The 21,048-nt window shown below is 73.8% G+C and carries 15 protein-coding genes; 14 read left to right on the top strand and 1 reads right to left on the bottom strand.

Annotated features, from left to right (window positions below; translation table 11 throughout):
• Nucleotides 1-396: 396 nt before the first annotated feature.
• From ssd to Sspor_RS20600, 7 genes are read left to right on the top strand one after another with little or no spacing between them, the layout of a single operon-like run.
• A complete protein-coding gene (gene ssd, locus Sspor_RS20630; RefSeq protein ID WP_202200453.1) occupies nucleotides 397-1,530 on the top strand; it encodes a septum site-determining protein Ssd in 1,134 nt (377 codons plus the stop codon).
• Nucleotides 1,527-2,675, top strand: a complete 1,149-nt coding sequence (locus tag Sspor_RS20625; protein ID WP_202200452.1) for a TadA family conjugal transfer-associated ATPase — start codon at nucleotides 1,527-1,529, stop codon at nucleotides 2,673-2,675. Before ssd ends, Sspor_RS20625 begins: the two co-directional genes overlap by 4 nt.
• Nucleotides 2,676-2,689: 14 nt before the next feature.
• A complete protein-coding gene (locus tag Sspor_RS20620) occupies nucleotides 2,690-3,556 on the top strand; it encodes a type II secretion system F family protein (RefSeq protein ID WP_202200451.1) in 867 nt (288 codons plus the stop codon).
• Nucleotides 3,556-4,332 (top strand): type II secretion system F family protein, encoded by a 777-nt coding sequence (locus tag Sspor_RS20615; RefSeq protein WP_202200450.1) that lies wholly within the window; start codon nucleotides 3,556-3,558, stop codon nucleotides 4,330-4,332. The genes Sspor_RS20620 and Sspor_RS20615 overlap by 1 nt, the downstream gene beginning before the upstream one ends.
• Nucleotides 4,333-4,381: 49 nt before the next feature.
• Complete coding sequence (locus Sspor_RS20610; RefSeq protein WP_202200449.1) at nucleotides 4,382-4,579, top strand: DUF4244 domain-containing protein; 198 nt, start codon at nucleotides 4,382-4,384, stop codon at nucleotides 4,577-4,579.
• Nucleotides 4,566-4,952 carry a TadE family type IV pilus minor pilin gene (locus Sspor_RS20605; RefSeq protein WP_202200448.1) on the top strand — a complete coding sequence of 129 codons (387 nt, stop codon included), beginning with the start codon at nucleotides 4,566-4,568 and terminating at the stop codon, nucleotides 4,950-4,952. Before Sspor_RS20610 ends, Sspor_RS20605 begins: the two co-directional genes overlap by 14 nt.
• Nucleotides 4,949-5,290: an Rv3654c family TadE-like protein gene (locus Sspor_RS20600; protein WP_202200447.1), complete on the top strand. Its 342-nt coding sequence runs from the start codon at nucleotides 4,949-4,951 to the stop codon at nucleotides 5,288-5,290. The genes Sspor_RS20605 and Sspor_RS20600 overlap by 4 nt, the downstream gene beginning before the upstream one ends.
• A 321-nt stretch (nucleotides 5,291-5,611) precedes the next feature.
• On the opposite strand, the gene sftH is transcribed toward Sspor_RS20600, so the two are convergent.
• Entirely contained in the window at nucleotides 5,612-8,101 is a 2,490-nt protein-coding gene (sftH, locus tag Sspor_RS20595) for a DEAD/DEAH box helicase (protein WP_202200446.1), read from the bottom strand.
• A gap of 70 nt (nucleotides 8,102-8,171) precedes the next feature.
• Here sftH and bldG point away from each other — a divergent pair, with 70 nt between their 5' ends.
• The 7 genes from bldG to tmk all read left to right on the top strand — a co-directional run bounded on the left by bldG (nucleotide 8,172) and on the right by tmk (nucleotide 21,036).
• Nucleotides 8,172-8,513 carry an anti-sigma factor antagonist BldG gene (gene bldG / locus Sspor_RS20590; protein WP_008743037.1) on the top strand — a complete coding sequence of 114 codons (342 nt, stop codon included), beginning with the start codon at nucleotides 8,172-8,174 and terminating at the stop codon, nucleotides 8,511-8,513.
• A gap of 122 nt (nucleotides 8,514-8,635) precedes the next feature.
• Nucleotides 8,636-9,073, top strand: a complete 438-nt coding sequence (locus Sspor_RS20585) for an ATP-binding protein (protein WP_202200445.1) — start codon at nucleotides 8,636-8,638, stop codon at nucleotides 9,071-9,073.
• A gap of 267 nt (nucleotides 9,074-9,340) precedes the next feature.
• Nucleotides 9,341-11,743, top strand: a complete 2,403-nt coding sequence (locus Sspor_RS20580; RefSeq protein ID WP_202200444.1) for a sodium-translocating pyrophosphatase — start codon at nucleotides 9,341-9,343, stop codon at nucleotides 11,741-11,743.
• A 163-nt stretch (nucleotides 11,744-11,906) separates the two neighbouring features.
• Nucleotides 11,907-12,473, top strand: coding sequence for a small secreted protein (locus Sspor_RS20575; RefSeq protein WP_202200443.1), 567 nt, complete (start codon nucleotides 11,907-11,909; stop codon nucleotides 12,471-12,473).
• Between the two features lie 185 nt (nucleotides 12,474-12,658).
• Nucleotides 12,659-14,173, top strand: a complete 1,515-nt coding sequence (locus tag Sspor_RS20570) for a DUF7059 domain-containing protein (RefSeq protein ID WP_202200442.1) — start codon at nucleotides 12,659-12,661, stop codon at nucleotides 14,171-14,173.
• Between the two features lie 610 nt (nucleotides 14,174-14,783).
• Complete coding sequence (topA, locus tag Sspor_RS20565; RefSeq protein WP_202200441.1) at nucleotides 14,784-17,603, top strand: type I DNA topoisomerase; 2,820 nt, start codon at nucleotides 14,784-14,786, stop codon at nucleotides 17,601-17,603.
• Nucleotides 17,604-17,760: 157 nt separating this feature from the next.
• Nucleotides 17,761-21,036, top strand: coding sequence for a dTMP kinase (gene tmk, locus Sspor_RS20560; protein ID WP_202200440.1), 3,276 nt, complete (start codon nucleotides 17,761-17,763; stop codon nucleotides 21,034-21,036).
• Nucleotides 21,037-21,048: the final 12 nt, after the last annotated feature.

Raw genomic sequence — 21,048 nt, 5'->3', positions numbered from 1 at the left:
CCGGCGGGGGTCGTCGCATGTCCGGACGCGGTTCGCGTCCCTGCCTTCGGCCCCAAGTGACCATCCTCCGGCCCCTCCTCTTGTGCGGGGCCGACGCGGCGAAGGCCCTCACCACATCAGACTCGTGACGGTGCGTAGTGGTTCCGCCTCGCTCCGGAACTCACCTGAGAGGGTGACCGGGTTATTCACAACCGAGGGGTTGTCCACAGTTATCCACCAAGATCCACTTCTTTTTCCTGATCGCTGCACGGTGATTCCAGCCGCGAAGTCCGTGGCGGAAGCATTTGCAGTGAGAAGGGGGCGGAGATCGTGGCCCGATCGAAGTCGTGTGAATCACCGGAAGCCGTGGTCGGCGGAAGGGGGGCAGGGGCCGGTACGGCCCTCGGACGCGGATCCATGGCCGGATCCGCACCTGGCGGCGGGCGGCCGCTGATCATCACCGAGGATCCGCTGCTGCTCGACGATCTGCTGCGGCTGTGCGCCGCGGCGGGTGCCGAGCCGCAGGTGCGCCAGGCGGTGCCCGAGCCGGGGGTTGCTGCCGAGCCGGGCGGGGCCGCCGGGGTGGTCGGGGAGGCGGTGAACGCCGGATGGGAATCCGCACCGCTCGTGCTGGTGGGCGACGACGCCGCCCGGCGGGTGCGGGGAGCGCCGCGCAGGGCCGGGGTGTTCCTCGTCGGCCGGGACCTGGACGACCCCCACGTGTGGCAGCGGGCGGTGGAGATCGGCGCCGAGGAGGTGCTGCGGCTCCCCGACGCCGAGAGCCTGCTCGTCGACCGCATCGCCGACGTCGTGGAGGGAGCCGGACGGCCCGCCCTCGCCGTGGGGGTGATCGGCGGCAGCGGCGGGGCCGGAGCCTCCACCCTGGCCTGCGCGCTCGCCGTGCGGGCCGCCCGCGCCGGGGAGCGGACCATCCTCATCGACGGTGACCCGCTGGGCGGGGGCATGGACGTCCTGCTCGGGGGCGAGAGCGCCGAAGGGCTGCGCTGGCCGGACTTCGCGGCCTCGCGGGGCCGGGTCGGGGCCGGAGCGCTGGAGGAGTCCCTGCCCGAGCTGCACGACCTTCGCGTGCTCAGCTGGGACCGCGGGGACCGGGTGGTGGTGCCGCCCGCCGCGATCCGGTCCGTGGTCGCCGCCGCGCGCCGCCGGGGCGGGGTGGTGGTGGTCGACCTGCCGCGGCGGGTCGACGAAGCCGTGGCCGAGGTGCTGGCCCAGCTCGACCTGGTGCTGATGGTGGTGCCGGGCGAGTTGCGGTCCGTGGCCGCCGCGGGCCGGGTGGCGGCCGGGGTGCGGATGGTGGCCCGGGACGTGCGGGTCGTCGTACGGGGCCGCTGCCCGGGTGGTCTCGATCCGGAGTCCGTGGCCGGGCTGCTGGGGGCACCGCTGGCCGGGGAGGTGCCGGTCGAGGTGGGGCTGCCCGGGCGGGTGGCCGAGGGGGAACCGCCGGGGACACAGGGGCGGGGCGCGCTAGCCCGCTTCTGCGACGGTTTCTGGCAGCGGGCGCTCGGCTCCGCCCAGGGGGTGCCGGCATGAGCGCCGTGCTCCTGGACGCGGTGCGCCGGCGTCTCGCCGAGAGCGGGGCGGAACCGACCCCGGCGCGGGTGGCGGCCGCTCTGCGGGCCCAGGGCAGGCTGCTCGGCGACGCGGAAGTGCTGGGCGTGGCAGCCGAGTTACGGTCCGAGCTCGTCGGCGCGGGCCCGCTGGAGGCGCTGCTCGCCGATCCGGAGGTCACCGACGTGCTGGTGGCGGCCCCCGACCGGGTGTGGGTGGACCGGGGCGGCGGACTGGAGCTGACCGGGGTGACCTTCGCCGACGCGGAGGCCGTGCGCAGGCTCGCCCAGCGGCTCGCCGCGGTGGCGGGGCGGCGCCTGGACGACGCCAGGCCCTGGGTGGACGCCCGGATGCCCGACGGGACCCGGCTCCATGCCGTGCTGCCTCCGGTCTCGGTCGGCTCGGCCTGCCTCTCGCTGCGGGTGGTGCGGCCGCGGGCGTTCACGCTGGAGGAGCTCGTCGCCGCGGGGACACTGCCGCCGGGCGGGCACCGACTGCTCCGGGACATGGTCCGGGCCCGGCTGTCGTTCCTCGTCTCCGGCGGCACCGGAACCGGCAAAACAACTCTGCTCAGCGCCCTGTTGGGGCTGGTCGGCCCGGGCGAGCGGATCGTCCTGGCCGAGGACTCGGCCGAGCTGCGCCCCGACCATCCGCATGTCGTGCGGCTGGAGACCCGGCCGGCCAACCAGGAGGGGGCGGGCCTGGTCACCCTGGCCGACCTGGTCCGCCAGGCGCTGCGGATGCGGCCCGACCGGCTGGTGGTGGGTGAGGTGCGGGGCGCCGAGGTGGCGGACCTGCTCGCCGCCCTGAACACCGGGCACGAGGGAGGCTGCGGGACGGTCCACGCCAATGCCGCGGCCCATGTCCCCGCCCGGCTGGAGGCGCTCGGGACGGCCGCCGGGCTCGACCGGGCGGCCCTGCACAGCCAGTTGGCCGCCGCGCTGACCCTGGTGCTGCACCTGGTCCGGGACCGGGAGGGGCGGCGCCGACTGGCCGAGGTGCACGTACTGGAGCGGGACGCCGCCGGCCTGGTGGTCACCGTACCGGCGCTGCGCTGGGCCGCCCGGGGCTTCGTGAAGGAGCCGGGCTGGGAACGGCTTCGCCCGCTGCTGCGAGGCGTCCGGTGAGCGCGGGGGCCGGGATGCCGCTGCCGCTGTTCGCCGGTGTGCTGTGCGCCGGGGCGGCCGCCTGGGGGCTCGCCGGCGGCGACCGGGTGTCCCGGCGGGCCCGGGTGGTGCTCGCCGCGGGCGGTCCGGTCGTCCCCCTCGGTCCGCCGCGCCAGGAACGGCTGCTGATCGCCGTACGGGTGCGGGCGGCGCGGTGGCGGGAGTGGGCCTGCCTCGCGGCGGGGCTGGTCGTCGCGGGGCTCGGCGGATCGGTTATCCCGCTGCTGGCGGGGGCGGCGGCGGTGCCGCTGGTACGCCGGTGGCTGCGGGTACGGGCGCGGGAGCGGGCCCGGGCGGCACGGGCCGCCGAGGTGGTGGCCCTGTGCGGGGCGGTCGTGGGTGAGCTGCGGGCGGGAGCCCAGCCCGGGCAGGCGCTCACGGCCGCGATGCGCAGAACGGCCGTCGGCCCCGGTGGGCCGGGCGCGGCGGAGACGGGGGTGCTGGCCGCCGCGGCCTTCGGCGGAGACGTGCCCGGTGCGCTGCGCCAGGCGGCACGGGAGCCAGGTGCGGGAGGGCTGGCCGGGATGGCGGCCTGCTGGCGGGTGTCGGTGGACGGCGGTGCGGGACTGGCCGCCGGACTGGAACGGCTGGAGGGGGCCCTGCGGGCCGAGCGGGACCGGCAGGAGTCGCTGCGGGCCCAGTTGGCGGGGGCGCGGTCGACGGTGCTGGTGCTCGCCCTGCTGCCGCTGGTGGGCCTGCTGATCGGCACCGGGCTGGGCGCGGATCCGCTGCGGGTGCTGCTGCACACGCCGATGGGGTGGGGTTGCCTGCTGGCGGGTGGGGTGCTGGAGGCGCTCGGGCTGTCGTGGTGCCGGCGGATCGTCCGGGCGGGGGAGCGGTGATGGGTGGCTCCGCCGTCCACAGGCTGGGGATGGCCGTCTGTACGGCGGCGATCGCGCTGTGGCTGGTGTCGGCGGTGACGGCGCGCATCCGGACGCGGGCGGCCGGACGCAGGACGGCGGCCCTGTTCGGGCCCCGACCGGGGCTCCGGGGACCGGTGCTCGGCTTCGCGATCAGGGGCGCGGTCACCGCGTGGGCCGGTCCGGCCGGAGCGCTGCTGGCGGGCTGGGTGCTCGTCGGCGGAGTGACGGGGGTGGCCGTCGGCGGTCTGGCCGCACTCGGTGTGCGGCGGTGGCAGGCCAGGGCGCGGCCGCCGGTCGCGCTGGATCTCCGGGAGGCGGAGCGTCAGCTGCCTTTCGCCGCCGATCTGTTGGCCGCATGCCTCGCGGCTGGGGCCGGCCCGGTGGAGGCCGCCGAGGTGGTCGGGGAGTCGCTGGGCGGCCCGGTCGGCGACCGGCTGGCGAGGGCCGGTGCGGAGCTGCGGCTCGGCGGTGAACCAGGCGCCGGGTGGGGGAGGTTGGCGGAGATACCGGGTGCCCGGGCGCTCGCGGACTGCCTGGAACGGGCCGACCGGACGGGGGCGCCCGCGGCGGAACCGGTCTCCCGGCTCGCGTCCGGGCTGCGGGAGGACCGGGCCCGTGCGGCGGCAGCGCGGGCGCAGCGGGCGGCGGTTCTCGTCACCGCACCGGTCGGGCTGTGTTTTCTCCCCGCTTTTCTCGCGATCGGGGTCGCGCCGGTGGTGATCGGTATGGCCTCGGGACTTCTCTCGAACACCTGAAGTCGCATTGACCACAGACATCAACAGCGGAAATCCACAGGAGGTTGTCATGAGGATCATCTGGTTTCGTGTTCGGACGGCGCTCAAGGGGCGCGGGGGCGACAAGGGGATGTCCACGTCGGAATACGCCATGGGCACGATCGCGGCGTGCGCATTCGCGGCCGTCCTCTACAAGGTGGTGACGAGTGAAGTCGTCTCCACCGCCCTGCAGTCGACCATCGGAAAGGCGCTCGATGTGCCGTTCTGAGGGAGGGTCACGCAGCGCCCGGGGAAAGTCCGACCGGGGTTATGTGACGGCGGAGGCCGCCCTGGTGATCCCGGCGCTGGTGCTGTTCGCCGCGCTGCTGGTGTGGGCCCTGATGGCGGCGGCCGCACAGATCCGGTGTGTGGACGCGGCCCGGGCCGGTGCCCGGGCGGCGGCCCGGTCGGAGCCGGTGGAGGTGGCGGAGGCGGCGGCCCGGGCGGCCGCCCCACCGGGGGCACGGGTGGAGCTGGAGCGGGTGGGCGACCTCTGGCGGGTCCGGGTGGCGGCGCCCGCGCCGGGGCCGAACGGGCTGCCGGTGCGGCTCGGCGCGCAGGCGGTGGCCCTGGCGGAGGACAGCGTGGGGCCGCCGCCGTGAGCCGGGACCGGGGTTCGGCCACGGTCTGGGCGGCGCTGGTGGCGACGGTGCTGGGTGCGGTGTTCGGCGGCGTGCTGCTGCTCGGCCAGGCCGTCGTGGCCCGCCACCGGGCGGCCGCCGCCGCGGACCTGGCGGCGCTCGCGGCGGCGGCCACCTGGGCCCACGGGCCGGAGACGGCGTGCGCGACGGCTCTGCGGGTGGCCCGGGCGCAGGGGGCGGCGCTCGGTGGGTGCCTGCTCCGGGGTGAGGTTGCCGAGGTCACCGCGAGGGTCGCGGCGGGCCCGTTCACCGCGGCGATCCGGGCCCGGGCAGGCCCGCCCACGGAGCCGCCGGCCTGAGGGCCCGCTGCAGGGTTGGGCAGGCCCCGGTGAGGCGGAGCCCCGGCCCGGCCGGGGTCCCCGTCCCAGGGCTGAGGCCCCGCGCCGGCAGGAGGCCCCGCCCGGTCCCACCTGGCTGCGGCCCCAGCCTTGGGTCGGATCCCGCCCTGGGTCGGTCCCCGCTCTGGGTCGGTCCCCGCTCTGGGTCGGTCTCCGCTCTGGGTCGGTCTCCGCTCTGGGCCGGACCCCGCCCAGGGCCGGTCTCCGCTCTGGGTCGGTCCCCGCCCAGGGCCGGTCTCCGCTCTGGGCCGGACCCCGCCCAGGGCCGGGCCCGGCCCAGGGTCAGGTTTCGGGCGGTGGGGCGGGTGGTGTGGGCGGGGTGGCCGGGGATTCGGCGAGGAGGCGGGTGAGCAGGCGGACGGCGCCGCGCTTGTGCAGGGGTTCGTTGCCGTTGCCGCACTTGGGGGACTGGATGCAGGAGGGGCAGCCGGCCTCGCACTCGCAGGCCGCGATCGCGTCGCGGGTCGCCGTCAGCCAGGCGCGGGCGGTGCTGAAGGCGCGTTCCGCGAATCCGGCGCCGCCGGGGTGGCCGTCGTAGACGAAGACCGTGGGGAGGAGGGTGTCGGGATGGAGCGGCACGGAGACGCCGCCGATGTCCCAGCGGTCGCAGGTGGCGAACAGCGGGAGCATGCCGATGGAGGCGTGTTCGGCGGCGTGCAGGGCGCCGCCGAGGATCTCCGGGCTGATCCGGGCCTCGTCGAGGTGGTCCTCGGTCACGGTCCACCACACGGCCCGGGTGCGCAGGGTGCGGGGCGGCAGGTCGAGCTTGGCCTCGCCCAGCACCTCGCCGGTGATCAGCTTGCGGCGCAGGTAGGAGACGACCTGGTTGGTGACCTCGACGGAGCCGAAGCAGAGCCGGGCCGAGCCCCACGGGATCTCGGTCTCGGTCTCCAGGACGGAGATGGAGGTGGTGTCACGGGCCGTGGTGGAGAAGGGCGGGTCCGCCTGCTCCACGAGGGCCACCGAATCCTCCAGGTCCAGGTGCTGCACGAGATACGTGCGGCCCTGGTGGAGGTGGACGGCCCCCTCGTGGACGGCGGTGTGGGCCGCCGACTCGTCGACCGTGCCCAGCAGCCGGCCGGTGGAGGCCTCGACGATCTGCACCGGGCGGCCGCCGCCGCCCCGGATGTCGGTCAGGTCCGAGGCCCGCTCCCGGCGGGTCCAGTGCCAGGCGGTGGCCCGGCGGCGCAGCAGCTTCGCCGCTTCGAGCTGGGGGAGGAGGTCCTCGGTCGCCGGGCCGAAGAGCTCCAGGTCGGCGTCGGTCAGCGGTAGCTCCGCCGCCGCCGCGCACAGGTGCGGGGCGAGGACGTACGGGTTGTCGGGGTCCAGGACGGTGGCCTCCACCGGCCGCTGGAACAGCGCCTCGGGGTGGTGGACGAGGTAGGTGTCCAGCGGGTCGTCCCGGGCGATCAGCACGGCCAGGGCGCCCTGGCCCGAGCGCCCCGCGCGGCCCGCCTGCTGCCACAGGGAGGCCCGGGTGCCCGGGTAGCCGGTGATCAGGACGGCGTCCAGCCCGGAGACGTCCACGCCCAGCTCCAGGGCCGTCGTGGCGGCCAGTCCGAGCAGTTCGCCGGAGTGCAGGGCCCTCTCCAGGGCCCGGCGCTCCTCCGGGAGGTAGCCGCCGCGGTAGGCGGCGACCCGGCGGGGCAGCGACCGGTCGACCGACGCGAGCCGTTCCTGGGTGATCACGGAGATCAGCTCGGCGCCGCGCCGGGAGCGGACGAAGGCGACCGTACGGACCCCCTGGACCACCAGGTCGGTCAGCAGGTCGGCCGTCTCGGCGGTGGCCGTACGGCGTACGGGCGCGCCCTTCTCGCCGCGCAGCTCCGTGAGCAGCGGCGGCTCCCAGAGGGCGAAGACCACCTCGCCCCGCGGTGAGGCGTCGTCGGTGATCTCGATCACCCGTACGCCGGTGAGCCGGGACGCGGCCGCCGCCGGGTCGCTCGCGGTCGCGGAGGCCAGCAGGAACACCGGTTCGGCGCCGTAGCGCGCGCACAGGCGCCGCAGCCGGCGCAGCACCTGTGCCACGTGGGAGCCGAAGACCCCGCGGTAGGTGTGGCACTCGTCGATGACCACGTAGCGCAGGGCCCGCAGGAAGGAGGACCAGCGCGGGTGGGCCGGGAGGATCCCGCGGTGCAGCATGTCGGGGTTGGTCAGGACGTAGTTCGCGTACTGGCGCACCCACTCGCGTTCCTCGACGGGCGTGTCCCCGTCGTAGACCGCGGGGCGTACGGCGTTGCCCAGCGGGGCGGCCAGGTCCCGTACGGCGCGCCGCTGGTCGGCCGCCAGGGCCTTGGTGGGGGCCAGGTACAGGGCGGTCGCGCCCCTGCCGTTCGGGGCCTCGGCGCCGTCCGCAAGGGCGGAGAGCACGGGTGCGAGATAGGCCAGGGACTTGCCCGAGGCGGTTCCGGTGGCCACGACCACGGACGTTCCGTCGAGGGCGAGCTCGGCCGCCGCGGCCTGGTGTTCCCACGGATGGTCGATTCCGGCCGATCGGATCGCGGCTACGACGTCTGTTCGGATGCGGTCCGGCCAGACTGCATGACGACCCGCCCGAGGGGGCAAGTGCTCCGTATGGGTGATGCGCGCAGCACGGGAAGGCCCCCGTGACAGGCGGTCCAGGACCGTGTCGGGGGTGGGTCGTGGGTCCGCGGGTGCCGTGGGCCGTCCGGGACCGGATGTGTCGGCCATCGGAACCGAGTGTGTCACCGGCGTGCGGGACAATGGTCCGAAGGCGTCGTGCGCGCCTGCCGGTAAGTGATTGAATGCCATCGCGGCAGCCATTCCCTCGCCTACCTTCGGGTGAGGGGGCGTCGCTCGATAGCAAGGTGCTGGAGGATCCGTGGACCTGTCCCTGTCGACTCGCACTGTCGGCGACCGTACGGTCGTGGAGGTCGGTGGCGAGATTGATGTGTATACCGCGCCCAAGCTGCGCGAGCAGTTGGTCGAGTTGGTGAACGACGGCAGCTACCACCTGGTTGTCGACATGGAGCGGGTGGACTTCCTCGACTCCACCGGCCTCGGTGTGCTCGTGGGAGGCCTCAAGCGCGTCCGTGCGCACGAGGGCTCGCTCCGTCTGGTGTGCAACCAGGAGCGCATCCTGAAGATCTTCCGCATCACCGGTCTGACCAAGGTGTTTCCGATCCACACCACGGTGGAAGACGCCGTCAACGCGACCGACTGACGGCTCCGCGCGGCTCCCTGCGGCCTTCGGGCGGCGGGGGGCCGGCAAGGAGAGCGGGGATACCGGGCCATGGTCGGCCTGGGCCCCTGTCAAAGCACGCCCGTAGTCCGAGGGGGATGCGCATGGCCACCGTTGAACTGCGCTTCAGCGCCCAGCCCGAACACGTCCGGACGGCCCGCCTCGTCGCGGCCGCCGTGGCGCGCCGGGTCGGCGTGGAGGAAGCCGTCCTCGACGAGGTCCGCCTCGCCGTGGGTGAGGCCTGTTCGCGTGCCGTCGGACTCCATCGGAGCAACGGGCTGACCGCGCCCGTCCGGGTGGTGCTGACCGAGGACGACAAGGTGTTCTCCATCGAGGTCGGCGACGAGGTCCCCGCGCCGTCCGGCGGCGGGGAGGCGGTGTCCGGCATCACCGCCGTCCTGGAGTCCGAAGGCGAGACCGAGGACGAGATGGGACTCGCGGTGATCAGCGGGCTCGTCGACGACGTCGAGGTGAGCAGTGGGGAATCGGGCGGGACCATCCGGATGAGCTGGCCCGTGGCCGGAGTCTCCGATCTTCCCTGAGATCCACCGCGAGCCGCCCCGTGCGCAATCCTTCGTATCTTCCGATCTTTATCAAGGCCCTGCTGAGCAGGGCCTTTTTCATTTCCCTAGATCAATGATGAGGCGTCAATGCCTTTGCCCCATTACTACTTTCGAGGGTAATGGAGTGACGCGATCTATTGCTGAGGAGCGAGAGCACGCCAATTGCGTTTCCTGCGCACTGTTTTGATCGGGGAACGCTCCCTACAATCCGTCCACATCTTGAGCTCATCACGTCAAGGAGGACGAATGACGGGGCTCTTCACCCCCATTGCGCCGGATCGCACCACAGATCTGGCAGCCGCAGTACTCACCGATGACAATCGGCTCATCGTGATCGTCATTGCGGCAGTGGCACTTGCCGCACTCGTCGTCGCGCAGATCCTGGTCCGCCAGGTCCTCGCCGCCGACGAGGGAACCGACAGCATGAAGAAGATCGCCGCAGCCGTCCAGGAAGGCGCCAACGCCTACCTCGGCCGGCAGTTGCGCACCCTCGGCATCTTCGCCGTCGTGGTGTTCTTCCTGCTCTTCCTGCTCCCCGCCGACGACTGGTCGCAGCGGGGCGGGCGTTCCGCCTTCTTCCTCGTGGGCGCCATCTTCTCGGCCGCCACCGGCTACATCGGCATGCGCCTGGCGGTCCGCGCCAACGTCCGCGTCGCCGCCGCCGCACGTGAGGCCACCCCGGCCGAGGGGGAGCCCGCCAAGGACCTGACGGAGGTCTCCCACAAGGCGATGAAGATCGCCTTCCGGACGGGTGGCGTCGTCGGCATGTTCACCGTCGGCCTCGGACTCCTCGGCGCCTCCTGCGTCGTCCTGGTCTACGCCGCCGACGCCCCCAAGGTCCTGGAGGGCTTCGGTCTCGGCGCCGCCCTGATCGCGATGTTCATGCGTGTGGGCGGCGGAATCTTCACCAAGGCCGCCGACGTCGGCGCCGACCTGGTCGGCAAGGTCGAGCAGGGCATTCCGGAGGACGACCCGCGCAATGCCGCGACCATCGCCGACAACGTGGGCGACAACGTCGGAGACTGCGCCGGAATGGCGGCCGACCTCTTCGAGTCCTACGCCGTCACCCTGGTGGCCGCGCTCATCCTCGGCAAGGCCGCCTTCGGCGACCTGGGCCTCGCCTTCCCGCTGATCGTGCCCGCGATCGGCGTCATCACCGCGATGATCGGCATCTTCGCGGTCTCCCCGCGGCGCAGCGACCGCAGCGGGATGACCGCCATCAACCGCGGGTTCTTCATCTCCGCCGTGATCTCCCTGGCGCTGGTCGCGATCGCCGTCTACGCCTACCTGCCGGCCACCTACAAGGAGCTCGTCGGCGTCGAGAACCCGGCGATCACCAACCACACCGGTGACCCGCGCATCCTGGCCGTCGTCGCCGTCGCCATCGGCATCGTGCTCGCGGCCCTGATCCAGCAGCTGACCGGCTACTTCACCGAGACCAACCGGCGCCCTGTCCGGGACATCGGCAAGTCCTCCCTGACGGGAGCCGCCACCGTCGTCCTCGCCGGAATCTCGGTCGGCCTGGAGTCCGCCGTCTACACGGCCCTGCTCATCGGCCTCGGCGTCTACGGCGCGTTCCTGCTCGGCGGTACGTCGATCCTGCTCGCGCTCTTCGCGGTGGCCCTGGCCGGCACCGGCCTGCTCACCACCGTCGGCGTCATCGTCGCCATGGACACCTTCGGGCCCGTCTCCGACAACGCCCAGGGCATCGCCGAGATGTCCGGCGACGTCGAGGGCGCCGGTGCGCAGGTCCTGACCGACCTGGACGCCGTGGGCAACACCACGAAGGCCATCACCAAGGGCATCGCCATCGCCACGGCCGTGCTCGCCGCGGCGGCCCTGTTCGGCTCGTACAACGACGCGATCGCCACCGCGGTCAGGGAGGTCGGTGCCAAGGCCGGGGAGATGAACCTCAGCCTGGACATCGCACAGCCCAACAACCTCGTCGGGCTGATCCTGGGCGCGGCCGTCGTGTTCCTGTTCTCCGGTCTCGCCATCAACGCCGTCTCCCGCTCCGCGGGCGCCGTCGTCTACGAGGTGCGCCGCCAGTTCCGCGAGCACCCCGGGATCATGGACTACAGCGAGAAGCCCGAGTACGGGCGCGTCGTGGACATCTGCACCAAGGACGCGCTGCGCGAGCTCGCCACGCCCGGCCTGCTCGCCGTGCTCACCCCCATCGCCGTGGGCTTCTCCCTCGGCGTGGGCGCGCTCGGCTCCTTCCTCGCCGGCGCCATCGGTACGGGCACCCTGATGGCGGTCTTCCTCGCCAACTCCGGTGGCGCGTGGGACAACGCGAAGAAGCTCGTCGAGGACGGCCACCACGGCGGCAAGGGCAGCGAGGCCCACGCCGCGGTCGTCATCGGCGACACGGTCGGCGACCCCTTCAAGGACACCGCCGGACCGGCGATCAACCCGCTGCTCAAGGTCATGAACCTGGTGGCACTGCTGATCGCCCCCGCGGTCGTGCAGTTCAGCTACGGCGGGGACAGCAGCCCGGCCGTGCGGGCCGTCGTCGCAGTCCTCGCGATCGGCGTCATCATCGTCGCGGTGTACGTCTCCAAGCGCCGCGGCATCGCCGTCGGCGACGACACCGAAGGCGGAGCCGCCGAGCGGGTGGCCCAGTCGGCCGATCCCGCGACGGTCTCCTGACCGGAGGACCGCACAGCGTCACGGACAGGGCCGGGCAGGGCCGGCCGGTACGTCCGAAAGGCGGACGGGCGGCGCGTACTCACGCGCCGTCTGTCCGCCTTTGTGCGTCTCCGGAGGGTGGGCGTGTATCTTCCGGGCGGAAGCCTTCGAAGGGACCAATCCGGTGAACAAGAAGTTTGCGGCCACGTTGGCGGGCGGTGCGGCGCTCATGCTCGTCCTGTCCGGATGCGGCGGGGACGAGACCGACCAGAAGGCCGGCTCCTGGGCCAAGAAGGTCTGTGACCAGTGGCAGCCCGAGATCGAGAAGATCGAGGCGGCCAATGTCGAGATCAAGCGCGTGGCCTCGGAGAGCAACAAGCCCGACCAGGTCCAGAAGACCGACTCGGCGGCGTTCGCGACCATGACCGAGTCGTACAAGGCGATGGCGGCCGCCCTGCGGTCGGCGGGCGTTCCGCCGGTCAAGAACGGCGCCGCGACCCAGGAGGCGGCGGCCAAGGGCTTCGACACGACCTCCCAGGGCTACGCCGACCTGAAGGCGAAGACGGACGCTCTCGACCCCCAGGACAAGACGAAGTTCGCCGACGGCCTCACGGAGGTCGCGGGCGGGCTCAAGGACGTGACGAAGGGCGGCCAGGACGCGCTCGCGCAGCTCAAGGCGGGCGGCCTGGGCCAGGCGATCAACAGTCAGAAGGGCTGCCAGGCCGCGACGGCACCGGCGCCGTCCCAGTAGCGCGGCCGGGGCGCGCGAGGCGCGCGGGCGCCGTTTCGCGCGGTACGCCGCGCAGCGCCCCACGCGCTCACCCGTGCGTACGCCGATCAGGGCGGCCGGGGTCCCGGAAGGGGCCGCGGCCGCCCTTTCGTACCTCCGGGCCCGGTGTGACCGGCAGGACGGGTCCCAGCCGACACAATGGACGGGTGAGTACCACCAGCCTCCCCAAGCCCGACCGCGCCCCCGAGCTCCGCGCCGCGCTGCTCGCCGCCGGATTCACCGCCGACGGGCTGCTCGACCTGCTCGGCGCCCCCGCCTACGCCGCGCTGGCCCGCAGCGAGACCGTCCCCGCCCTGCGCGCCACCCGCGGCCGGGGCGACGGAGCGCTCGCGAGCCTGGTCCGGCTGTTCCTGCTCCAGCAGCCGGAGCCGTACGTACACGCCGAACGGGCGCTGCCCGTCGAGGCGGCGCTGACCGACGGCTGGCTGCGGCTGGAGGGCGACGAGGTGCACGCCACCGTCGACGTGCGCCCGTACGGCGGCCCGGACGGCGAGGACTGGTTCATCGTCTCCGACCTCGGCTGCTCCGTCGGCGGGGCCGGCGGGATCGGCAGCCGCGAGGAGGGCGTGGTCCTGGGCGTCGGCGGCGCCTCCACCACGCTCGCCGGGATCACCGTCCGCACCCCGGTCGGCTCCGCCCTCGACGTCGGCACCGGATCCGGAATCCAGGCGCTGCACGCGTCCCGGCACGCCACCCGGGTCACGGCCACCGACGTCAACCCCAGGGCCCTGGAGTTCACCCGTCTGACGCTGGCCCTGTCCGGGGCTCCGGAGGCCGAGCTGCTCACCGGGTCGCTCTTCGAGCCGGTCGGCCAGGCCACGTACGACCTCATCGTCTCGAACCCGCCGTTCGTGATCTCCCCCGGCGCCCGGCTGACGTACCGGGACGGCGGCATGGGCGGCGACGACCTGTGCCGGACCCTGGTCCAGCAGGCCGGCGAGCGGCTCAACCAGGGCGGCTACGCGCAGTTCCTCGGCAACTGGCAGCACGTGGAGGGCGAGGACTGGCGCGACCGGCTGCGCTCCTGGGTGCCGCGCGGCTGCGACGCCTGGATCGTGCAGCGTGACGAGCAGGACGTGACGCAGTACGCGGAGCTGTGGCTGAGGGACGCGGGCGACCACCGGAGCGACCCCGCCGAGTACACGCGGCGCTACGAGGACTGGCTGGACGAGTTCGAGGCCCGGGGGACCAAGTCCGTCGGCTTCGGGTGGATCACCTTGCGCCGGACGGACGCGGCCGAGCCCTCGATCGTGGTCGAGGAGTGGCCCCACACGGTGGAGCAGCCGCTCGGCGAGGCCGTCCTGGCCCATTTCGCGCGCCAGGACTACCTGCGCCAGCACGACGACGCGGCCCTGCTGGAGGCCCATTTCGCGCTGGCCGAGGAAGTGGTCCAGGAGCAGGTCGGCGCGCCCGGAGCCGAGGATCCGGAACACGTCGTGCTCCGGCAGAACCGCGGAATGCGGCGCGCCACCAAGGTCGACACGGTCGGCGCCGGCTTCGCCGGAGTGTGTGACGGCTCACTGAGCGCGGGCCGGATCCTGGACGCGATCGCGCAGCTGATGCAGGAGGACCCGGTCGTGCTGCGGGACCGCACGCCGGAGGCCATCCGGCTGCTGGTCGAGCAGGGCTTCCTGGACCCCGTGGCACGCCCCGCCCAGTAGTCGGCCCCGGGATGTAACCCGGGGTTCGCCCGCCGTACCCACAGGGCTGCCAGTCTCCTGCGCAGGGGGATCCGGGGGGATCCCCGGAGCGGCCCGGGGGTAAGGGGAATCGGCGCGGAAAACGGTCCGGCGATCTTCGCGAAGGCCGTGTTCCCGCTGTTCGGGGCCGCTCCGCAGGCCTGACGGGGGCGCGTGCCCCGCCATCGGGTGCCGGTGGCGCAGGGCGTGCGCCCCGTCGTGGCCGCGGCGCCGGGCGCGCCCGCCGGCGGGGCGGGGACGGCCTTCGGACCGGTGCGCCCCGCGCGGCTCCCGCACCGGGATCGAGAGGGCCGCGCGGGCCGGATCCGGCCGTGTGTCCGACCCGCTCGGGCGACGCCGGAGCAGGCCCGGGACCAGGGCCGAAGGCGCGGCCAGACGGCCCCCCGGCCACCCTGCGCGGTGATCGGCAACGCCCCGGCGCGGCATCCGGGCGGCAGAAACGGCACTTGTCGGGTTACCGTTCGAGTGGCCGTTGCGGGCTTCTGCCGTTTGACACGGGGGCGGGTTGTACCGTCACACTCCGCAGCGTCGCCGTACTGCGACCGAGTGCCGACCGGAGAGAAGAGCCAAGTTGTCCCCGACTAGCGAGACCGCAAAGGGCGGCCGCCGACTCGTCATCGTCGAGTCCCCAGCCAAGGCGAAGACGATCAAGGGCTACCTCGGCCCCGGATACGTCGTCGAGGCGAGCGTCGGGCACATCCGCGACCTCCCCAGCGGCGCGGCCGAGGTTCCCGACAAGTACACGGGCGAGGTCCGCCGCCTCGGCGTCGACGTCGAGCACGACTTCGCGCCGATCTACGTGGTCAACGCGGACAAGAAGGCCCAGGTCAGGAAGCTCAAGGAGCTGCTGGCCGAGTCCGACGAACTCTTCCTCGCCACCGATGAGGACCGCGAGGGCGAAGCCATCGCGTGGCACCTGCAGGAAGTCCTCAAGCCCAAGGTCCCCGTCCACCGGATGGTCTTCCACGAGATCACCAAGGACGCGATCCGCGACGCCGTCGCCAACCCGCGCGAGCTCAACCAGCGCATGGTCGACGCCCAGGAGACCCGCCGCATCCTCGACCGCCTCTACGGCTACGAGGTCTCGCCGGTCCTGTGGAAGAAGGTCATGCCGAAGCTGTCGGCGGGCCGCGTCCAGTCGGTGGCCACCCGCCTCGTCGTCGAGCGAGAGCGCGAGCGCATCGCCTTCCGCACCGCCGAGTACTGGGACCTGACCGGAACCTTCTCCACCGGCCGCGCCGGTGACGCCTCCGACCCGTCGACGCTGGTCGCCCGCCTGAACACGGTGGACGGCAAGCGCGTCGCGCAGGGCCGCGACTTCGGCTCGAACGGGCAGCTCAAGAGCGAGGTGCTGCACCTCGACGAGGCGAACGCGCGGGCGCTGGCCGCCGCGCTGGCGGACGCCTCGTTCGCCGTCCGCTCGGTCGAGTCCAAGCCGTACCGCCGCTCCCCGTACGCGCCCTTCCGCACGACGACGCTCCAGCAGGAGGCCTCGCGCAAGCTGGGCTTCGGTGCGAAGGCGACGATGCAGGTGGCGCAGAAGCTGTACGAGAACGGCTTCATCACCTACATGCGTACCGACTCCACCACGCTGTCCGACACCGCGGTGTCGGCGGCGCGGGCGCAGGTCACCCAGCTCTACGGGGCCGACTACCTGCCGGAGAAGCCGCGCGTCTACGCCGGCAAGGTCAAGAACGCGCAGGAGGCGCACGAGGCGATCCGTCCTTCGGGTGATCGTTTCCGCACCCCGGCCGAGACCGGTCTGACCGGCGACCAGTTCCGCCTGTACGAGCTGATCTGGAAGCGGACCGTCGCCTCCCAGATGAAGGACGCGGTCGGCAACAGCGTCACCGTGAAGATCGGCGGCCGGGCCTCCGACGGCCGGGACGCCGAGTTCACGGCCTCCGGAAAGACGATCACCTTCCACGGCTTCATGAAGGCGTACGTCGAGGGCGCGGACGACCCGAACGCCGAGCTCGACGACCGCGAGAAGCGCCTGCCGCAGGTCGCGGAGGGCGACGCGCTCGCCGCCGAGGAGATCACGGCGGACGGGCACTCGACCAAGCCGCCGGCCCGCTACACCGAGGCCTCGCTGGTCAAGGAGCTCGAAGAGCGCGAGATCGGCCGCCCGTCGACGTACGCGTCGATCATCGGCACGATCCTGGACCGCGGCTACGTCTTCAAGAAGGGCACGGCACTCGTGCCGTCCTTCCTGTCGTTCGCCGTGGTGAACCTGCTGGAGACGCACTTCGGGCGGCTCGTCGACTACGACTTCACCGCGAAGATGGAGGACGACCTCGACCGCATCGCGCGGGGCGAGGCCCAGTCCGTGCCGTGGCTGAAGCGGTTCTACTTCGGCTCGGAGGACGCGACTGAGGTCGTGCCGGCCGACGGGGACCACCTCGGCGGTCTGAAGGAACTGGTCACGGACCTCGGCGCGATCGACGCCCGGGAGATCTCCTCCTTCCCGGTCGGCGAGGGCATCGTGCTGCGCGTCGGCCGCTACGGGCCCTACGTGGAGCGCGGCGAGAAGGACGCGGAGGGCCACCAGCGGGCCGACGTACCGGACGAGATGGCTCCGGACGAGCTGACGATCGCGTACGCGGAGGAGCTGTTCGCCAAGCCGAGCGGCGAGTTCCAGCTCGGCAAGGACCCGGTCAGCGGGAACGAGATCGTCGCCAAGGACGGCCGCTACGGGCCGTACGTGACGGAGATCCTCCCCGAGGGCACGCCGAAGACGGGCAAGAACGCGGTCAAGCCGCGGACGGCCTCGCTCTTCAAGTCCATGAGCCTGGACACGGTCACCCTCGACGAGGCGCTGAAGCTGATGTCGCTGCCGCGCGTGGTCGGCGCGGACGCGGAGGGCGTGGAGATCACGGCGCAGAACGGCCGCTACGGCCCGTACCTGAAGAAGGGCACGGACTCGCGGTCGCTGGAGACCGAGGACCAGCTCTTCTCGATCACGCTGGACGAGGCGCTGGCGATCTACGCGCAGCCGAAGCAGCGGGGCCGGGCCGCGGCCAAGCCGCCGCTGAAGGAGCTGGGCACGGACCCGGTCAGCGAGAAGCCGGTGGTGGTCAAGGACGGCCGCTTCGGTCCGTACGTGACGGACGGCGAGACGAACGCGACGCTGCGGCGGGACGACGACGTCGAGACGATCACGCCGGAGCGGGGCTACGAGCTGCTCGCGGAGAAGCGGGCGAAGGGCCCGGCCAAGAAGGTGGCGAAGAAGGCCCCCGCCAAGAAGGCCCCGGCGAAGAAGGCGACGGCGACGAAGGCCGCCGCCGCGAAGAAGACGACGGCGGCCAAGAAGACGACCGCCAAGAAGACGGTGGCCAAGAAGGCCCCGGCCAAGAAGACGGCCGCGACCCCGGCGGCCGCGGACGAGTAACCCCCCCGGTGGGGCCGGAGGCGCCGCGCGGCACCTCCGGCCCCACCGGCGTTCGGGCCGGGCCGGGAAGGCGGGTCCGGAAGGTGGGTCCGGGGTCACACCCCGGGGTCGTGCACAGCCCTCCGCAGCCGCCAAGCGCAGCGGATAGGCTGGGCGGATGACGCGAGCCGAGCAGCCGGCGGTCGTGACCGCCCCGGCGAACCCCACCTACGACGAAGCCCTAGCCGCGGATTCCCGCGAGCGTGCGGTGCGCGCACTGCTGCGCACTCCCAGGCTGCGCCGGCTGTGGAGCGCCCAGTTGGTGAGCGGCATCGGCGATGCCCTGGCCCTGCTGGTGCTGGTGCTGCTGGCCCTGCAGGCCGCGGCCTCGGAAGGGGGCTTCGGCGGCGGGTACCGCGGCGCGGCCCTCGCCGTCGCCGCCGTCTTCGGAGTCCGGATCCTCGCCACCCTGCTCTTCGGCGCGGTCCTCCTCGGCCCGCTGGCCGCACTGCTGGGCGCGGGCGGCAAGCTGGACCGCCGCTGGACCATGATCGGGGCCGACGGGGTCCGCCTCGGGCTCTTCGTCGTCGCCCCGCTGTGGCTCGACTGGATCCCGGCCCACGCACTGACGGCGCTGCTGGCCACCGTCTTCGTGTCGGGCGCCGCCGAGCGGCTGTGGACCCTGGCCAAGGAGAGCGCCGCGCCCGCCCTGCTGCCCGCGCCGCCGCCGGAGGGGGCGACCGTACGGCCGCTCCCGGACCACCTGGACGCACTGCGCCGGCTGACGCTGCGTACGGCCTTCGCGGCGCTTCCGATCGCCGCGGCCGCACTGCTCGCCGCGACCCTGGTCGGCAAGGCGCTCGGCCTCGGCATCGACTGGTTCGCCGCGAACCAGGCCGCCCTCGGCTCGTACGTGGCCTCCGGCCTCTTCGCCGCGTCGGTCTCGCTGCTGCTGCCGCTGGTGCTGCCCGGCGGGACGACCCCGCGTCCGCGTTCGCCGCTGGAGGGCCTGCGGACCCCCAAGGCGGGCGACCGGCCCGACAAGGGCCGTACGGGCGCCATTCCCCTGCTCGTTCTGAGCTGCGCCGCGGTCGCCGGAGCGGTGTCCTGCGCCGTGTCCGTGTCCGTGCTGCACGCCTTCGACCTGGGCGGCGGCCCGGCCGCCTTCGCGCTGTTCGTCCTCGCGCTGGTCGGCGGCACCGCCGTCGGCATCCGCGCCACCCAGGCCGGCAAGGTGCTGCCCGCCCTGTCCCGCCGCCGGTTGATGGCCCTCGCCATAGCGGTCACCGGAATCGCCCTGCTGCTGACCGGGCTCGTCCCGGACACGGCGACCGTGCTGTTCCTCTCGCTGCTCGCCGGCACCGCGGCGGGCGTCGCCGCCAACACCGGCCACACCCTGCTGGACCAGGAGACCGAGGAGTTCCGGCGGGCCCGGATCACCGAGCACCTCCAGGCCGCCGTACGCGTCGCCGTGGCGCTCGGCGCCGTCCTGGCGCCCGTCCTGGCCGCGCTCATCGGCCCGCACCGGCTGACCGGCGCCGAGGTCGTCTTCGCGCACGGCGGCGCCGCCTTCACCCTGATGCTGGTCGGCGCCCTGCTGCTGCCGGTCGCCGTCCTGGTGCTCACGAAGGCCGACGACCGCCGGGGCGTACCCCTGCGGCGGGACCTGCGCGAGGCACTGCGCGGCGGGGAGCCCGTACAGGCGGCGTCCGCCACCGGGTTCTTCATCGCCCTGGAGGGCGGCGACGGAGCCGGCAAGTCCACCCAGGTCCAGGCGCTGGCCGAATGGATCCGGGGCAAGGGCCACGAGGTCGTGGTGACCCGGGAGCCCGGGGCGACCCCCGTCGGCAAGCGGCTCCGCTCGATCCTGCTCGACATCTCCTCGGCCGGTCTGTCGAACCGCGCCGAGGCGCTGCTGTACGCCGCCGACCGGGCGGAACACGTGGACACGGTGGTGCGTCCGGCCCTGGAACGCGGCGCGGTCGTCATCTCGGACCGCTACATCGACTCCTCGGTCGCCTACCAGGGCGCCGGCCGTGACCTCTCCCCGACGGAGATCGCCCGGATCTCGCGCTGGGCCACCGACGGACTCGTCCCGAACCTGACCGTGCTGCTCGACGTGTCGCCGGAGGCGGCGCGCGAGCGGTTCACGGAGGCACCGGACCGGCTGGAGTCGGAGCCGGCGGAGTTCCACCAGCGGGTGCGGTCCGGGTTCCTGACCCTCGCCGCGTCCGACCCCGGCCGCTACCTCGTGGTCGACGCGGGCCAGGACCCGGGGTCGGTGACCACCGTCGTACGGCACCGCCTGGACCGGATGCTTCCGCTCTCGGAGGCCGAAGTGGCCGCCCAGGCGGAGGCCCGGCGCCTCGCCGAGGAGGAGGCCCGGCGCAAGGCCGAGGAAGAAGCGGCGCGCAAGGCGGAGGAAGCGCGCCTGCGGGCCGAGGAAGAGGCCCGGCTGGCCCGCGAGGCCGAGGAAGCGCGGATCAAGGCCGAGGCGGAGGCCGCCCGCAGGGCGGAGGAGGAGCGGCTGCGCCTGGAGGAGGAGGCCCGGGTCCGGGCCGAGGCCGAACGGCTGCGCGCGGAGGCCGAGGAGAAGGCACGCGCGGCGGAGGCCGAGCGACTGCGCCGCCAGGCCGAGGAGGAGGCCCGGCTGCGGGCCGAGGCCGAGGAGCGGCGGCGGGAGAAGCAGCGCCGGGCCGAGGAAGCCCTGCTGAAGGCCGAGGAGGCACGTCGGCTGGTGGCGGCCGAGGCGGCGGCGAAGGCCGCGGCAGCCGCCGCGGTGGCTGCCGAGGCCGCCGCGGTGGTGCCGCCGGCTCCCGCGCCCACGCATGCGCCTGCTCCCGCCCCCGCGCCGGCTCCCGCGCCCAAGGTCGGTATGACCAAGAAGCCGGAGCCGGAGCCGCAGCCGGGGCCGCACCCGGACGACGCGGTGACGGTGGAGACCCCGGTGGCCACGCCGGTCAAGCGGGTCGTCCAGCCGGACGACGTCACCCAGACCGTCCCGGTGCCGAAGATCGACCCGGCGTCCGCCGCGGAGACCGCGGTGCTGCCGCCGGTCCGCGCGACGGACGAGACGGCGGTGCTGCCGCCGGTACGTCCGGACGCCGAGCCGTCGCCGCAGGCGCCGCAGCAGTCCCAGGATCCGCAGGCGCCCCGGCGGTCGCAGGACAGCGGTACCCGGCAGGCCCGGTCCGCCACGCGGCCGACGGCCCAGCGGCCCGAGGAGAACCCGGCGGACCGGGTGCCGTCGGGCATCTTCCGGGACTCCGGCAACGACCGGACGCGGGAGCTCCCCGTCGTCGACGACGAGGGCCGGCCGCGCCGGGCCCGCCCCGACTGGGCCGAGGAGACCCCGCTGGACGACCTGCCGACGCTGGCGGACGAGCTGCTGGGCCGCCTCCGGGACGACGAGGACGGCGACGAGGGCGAGCGGGGACCGCGCCGCCGCCGCTGACGGAGGTCTGGG

It is taken from the genome of Streptomyces spororaveus (assembly GCF_016755875.1).
Classification (GTDB): domain Bacteria; phylum Actinomycetota; class Actinomycetes; order Streptomycetales; family Streptomycetaceae; genus Streptomyces; species Streptomyces spororaveus.
The sequence above is the reverse complement of the archived record's forward strand: the minus strand, read 5'-3'. Positions and strand labels throughout refer to the sequence as shown.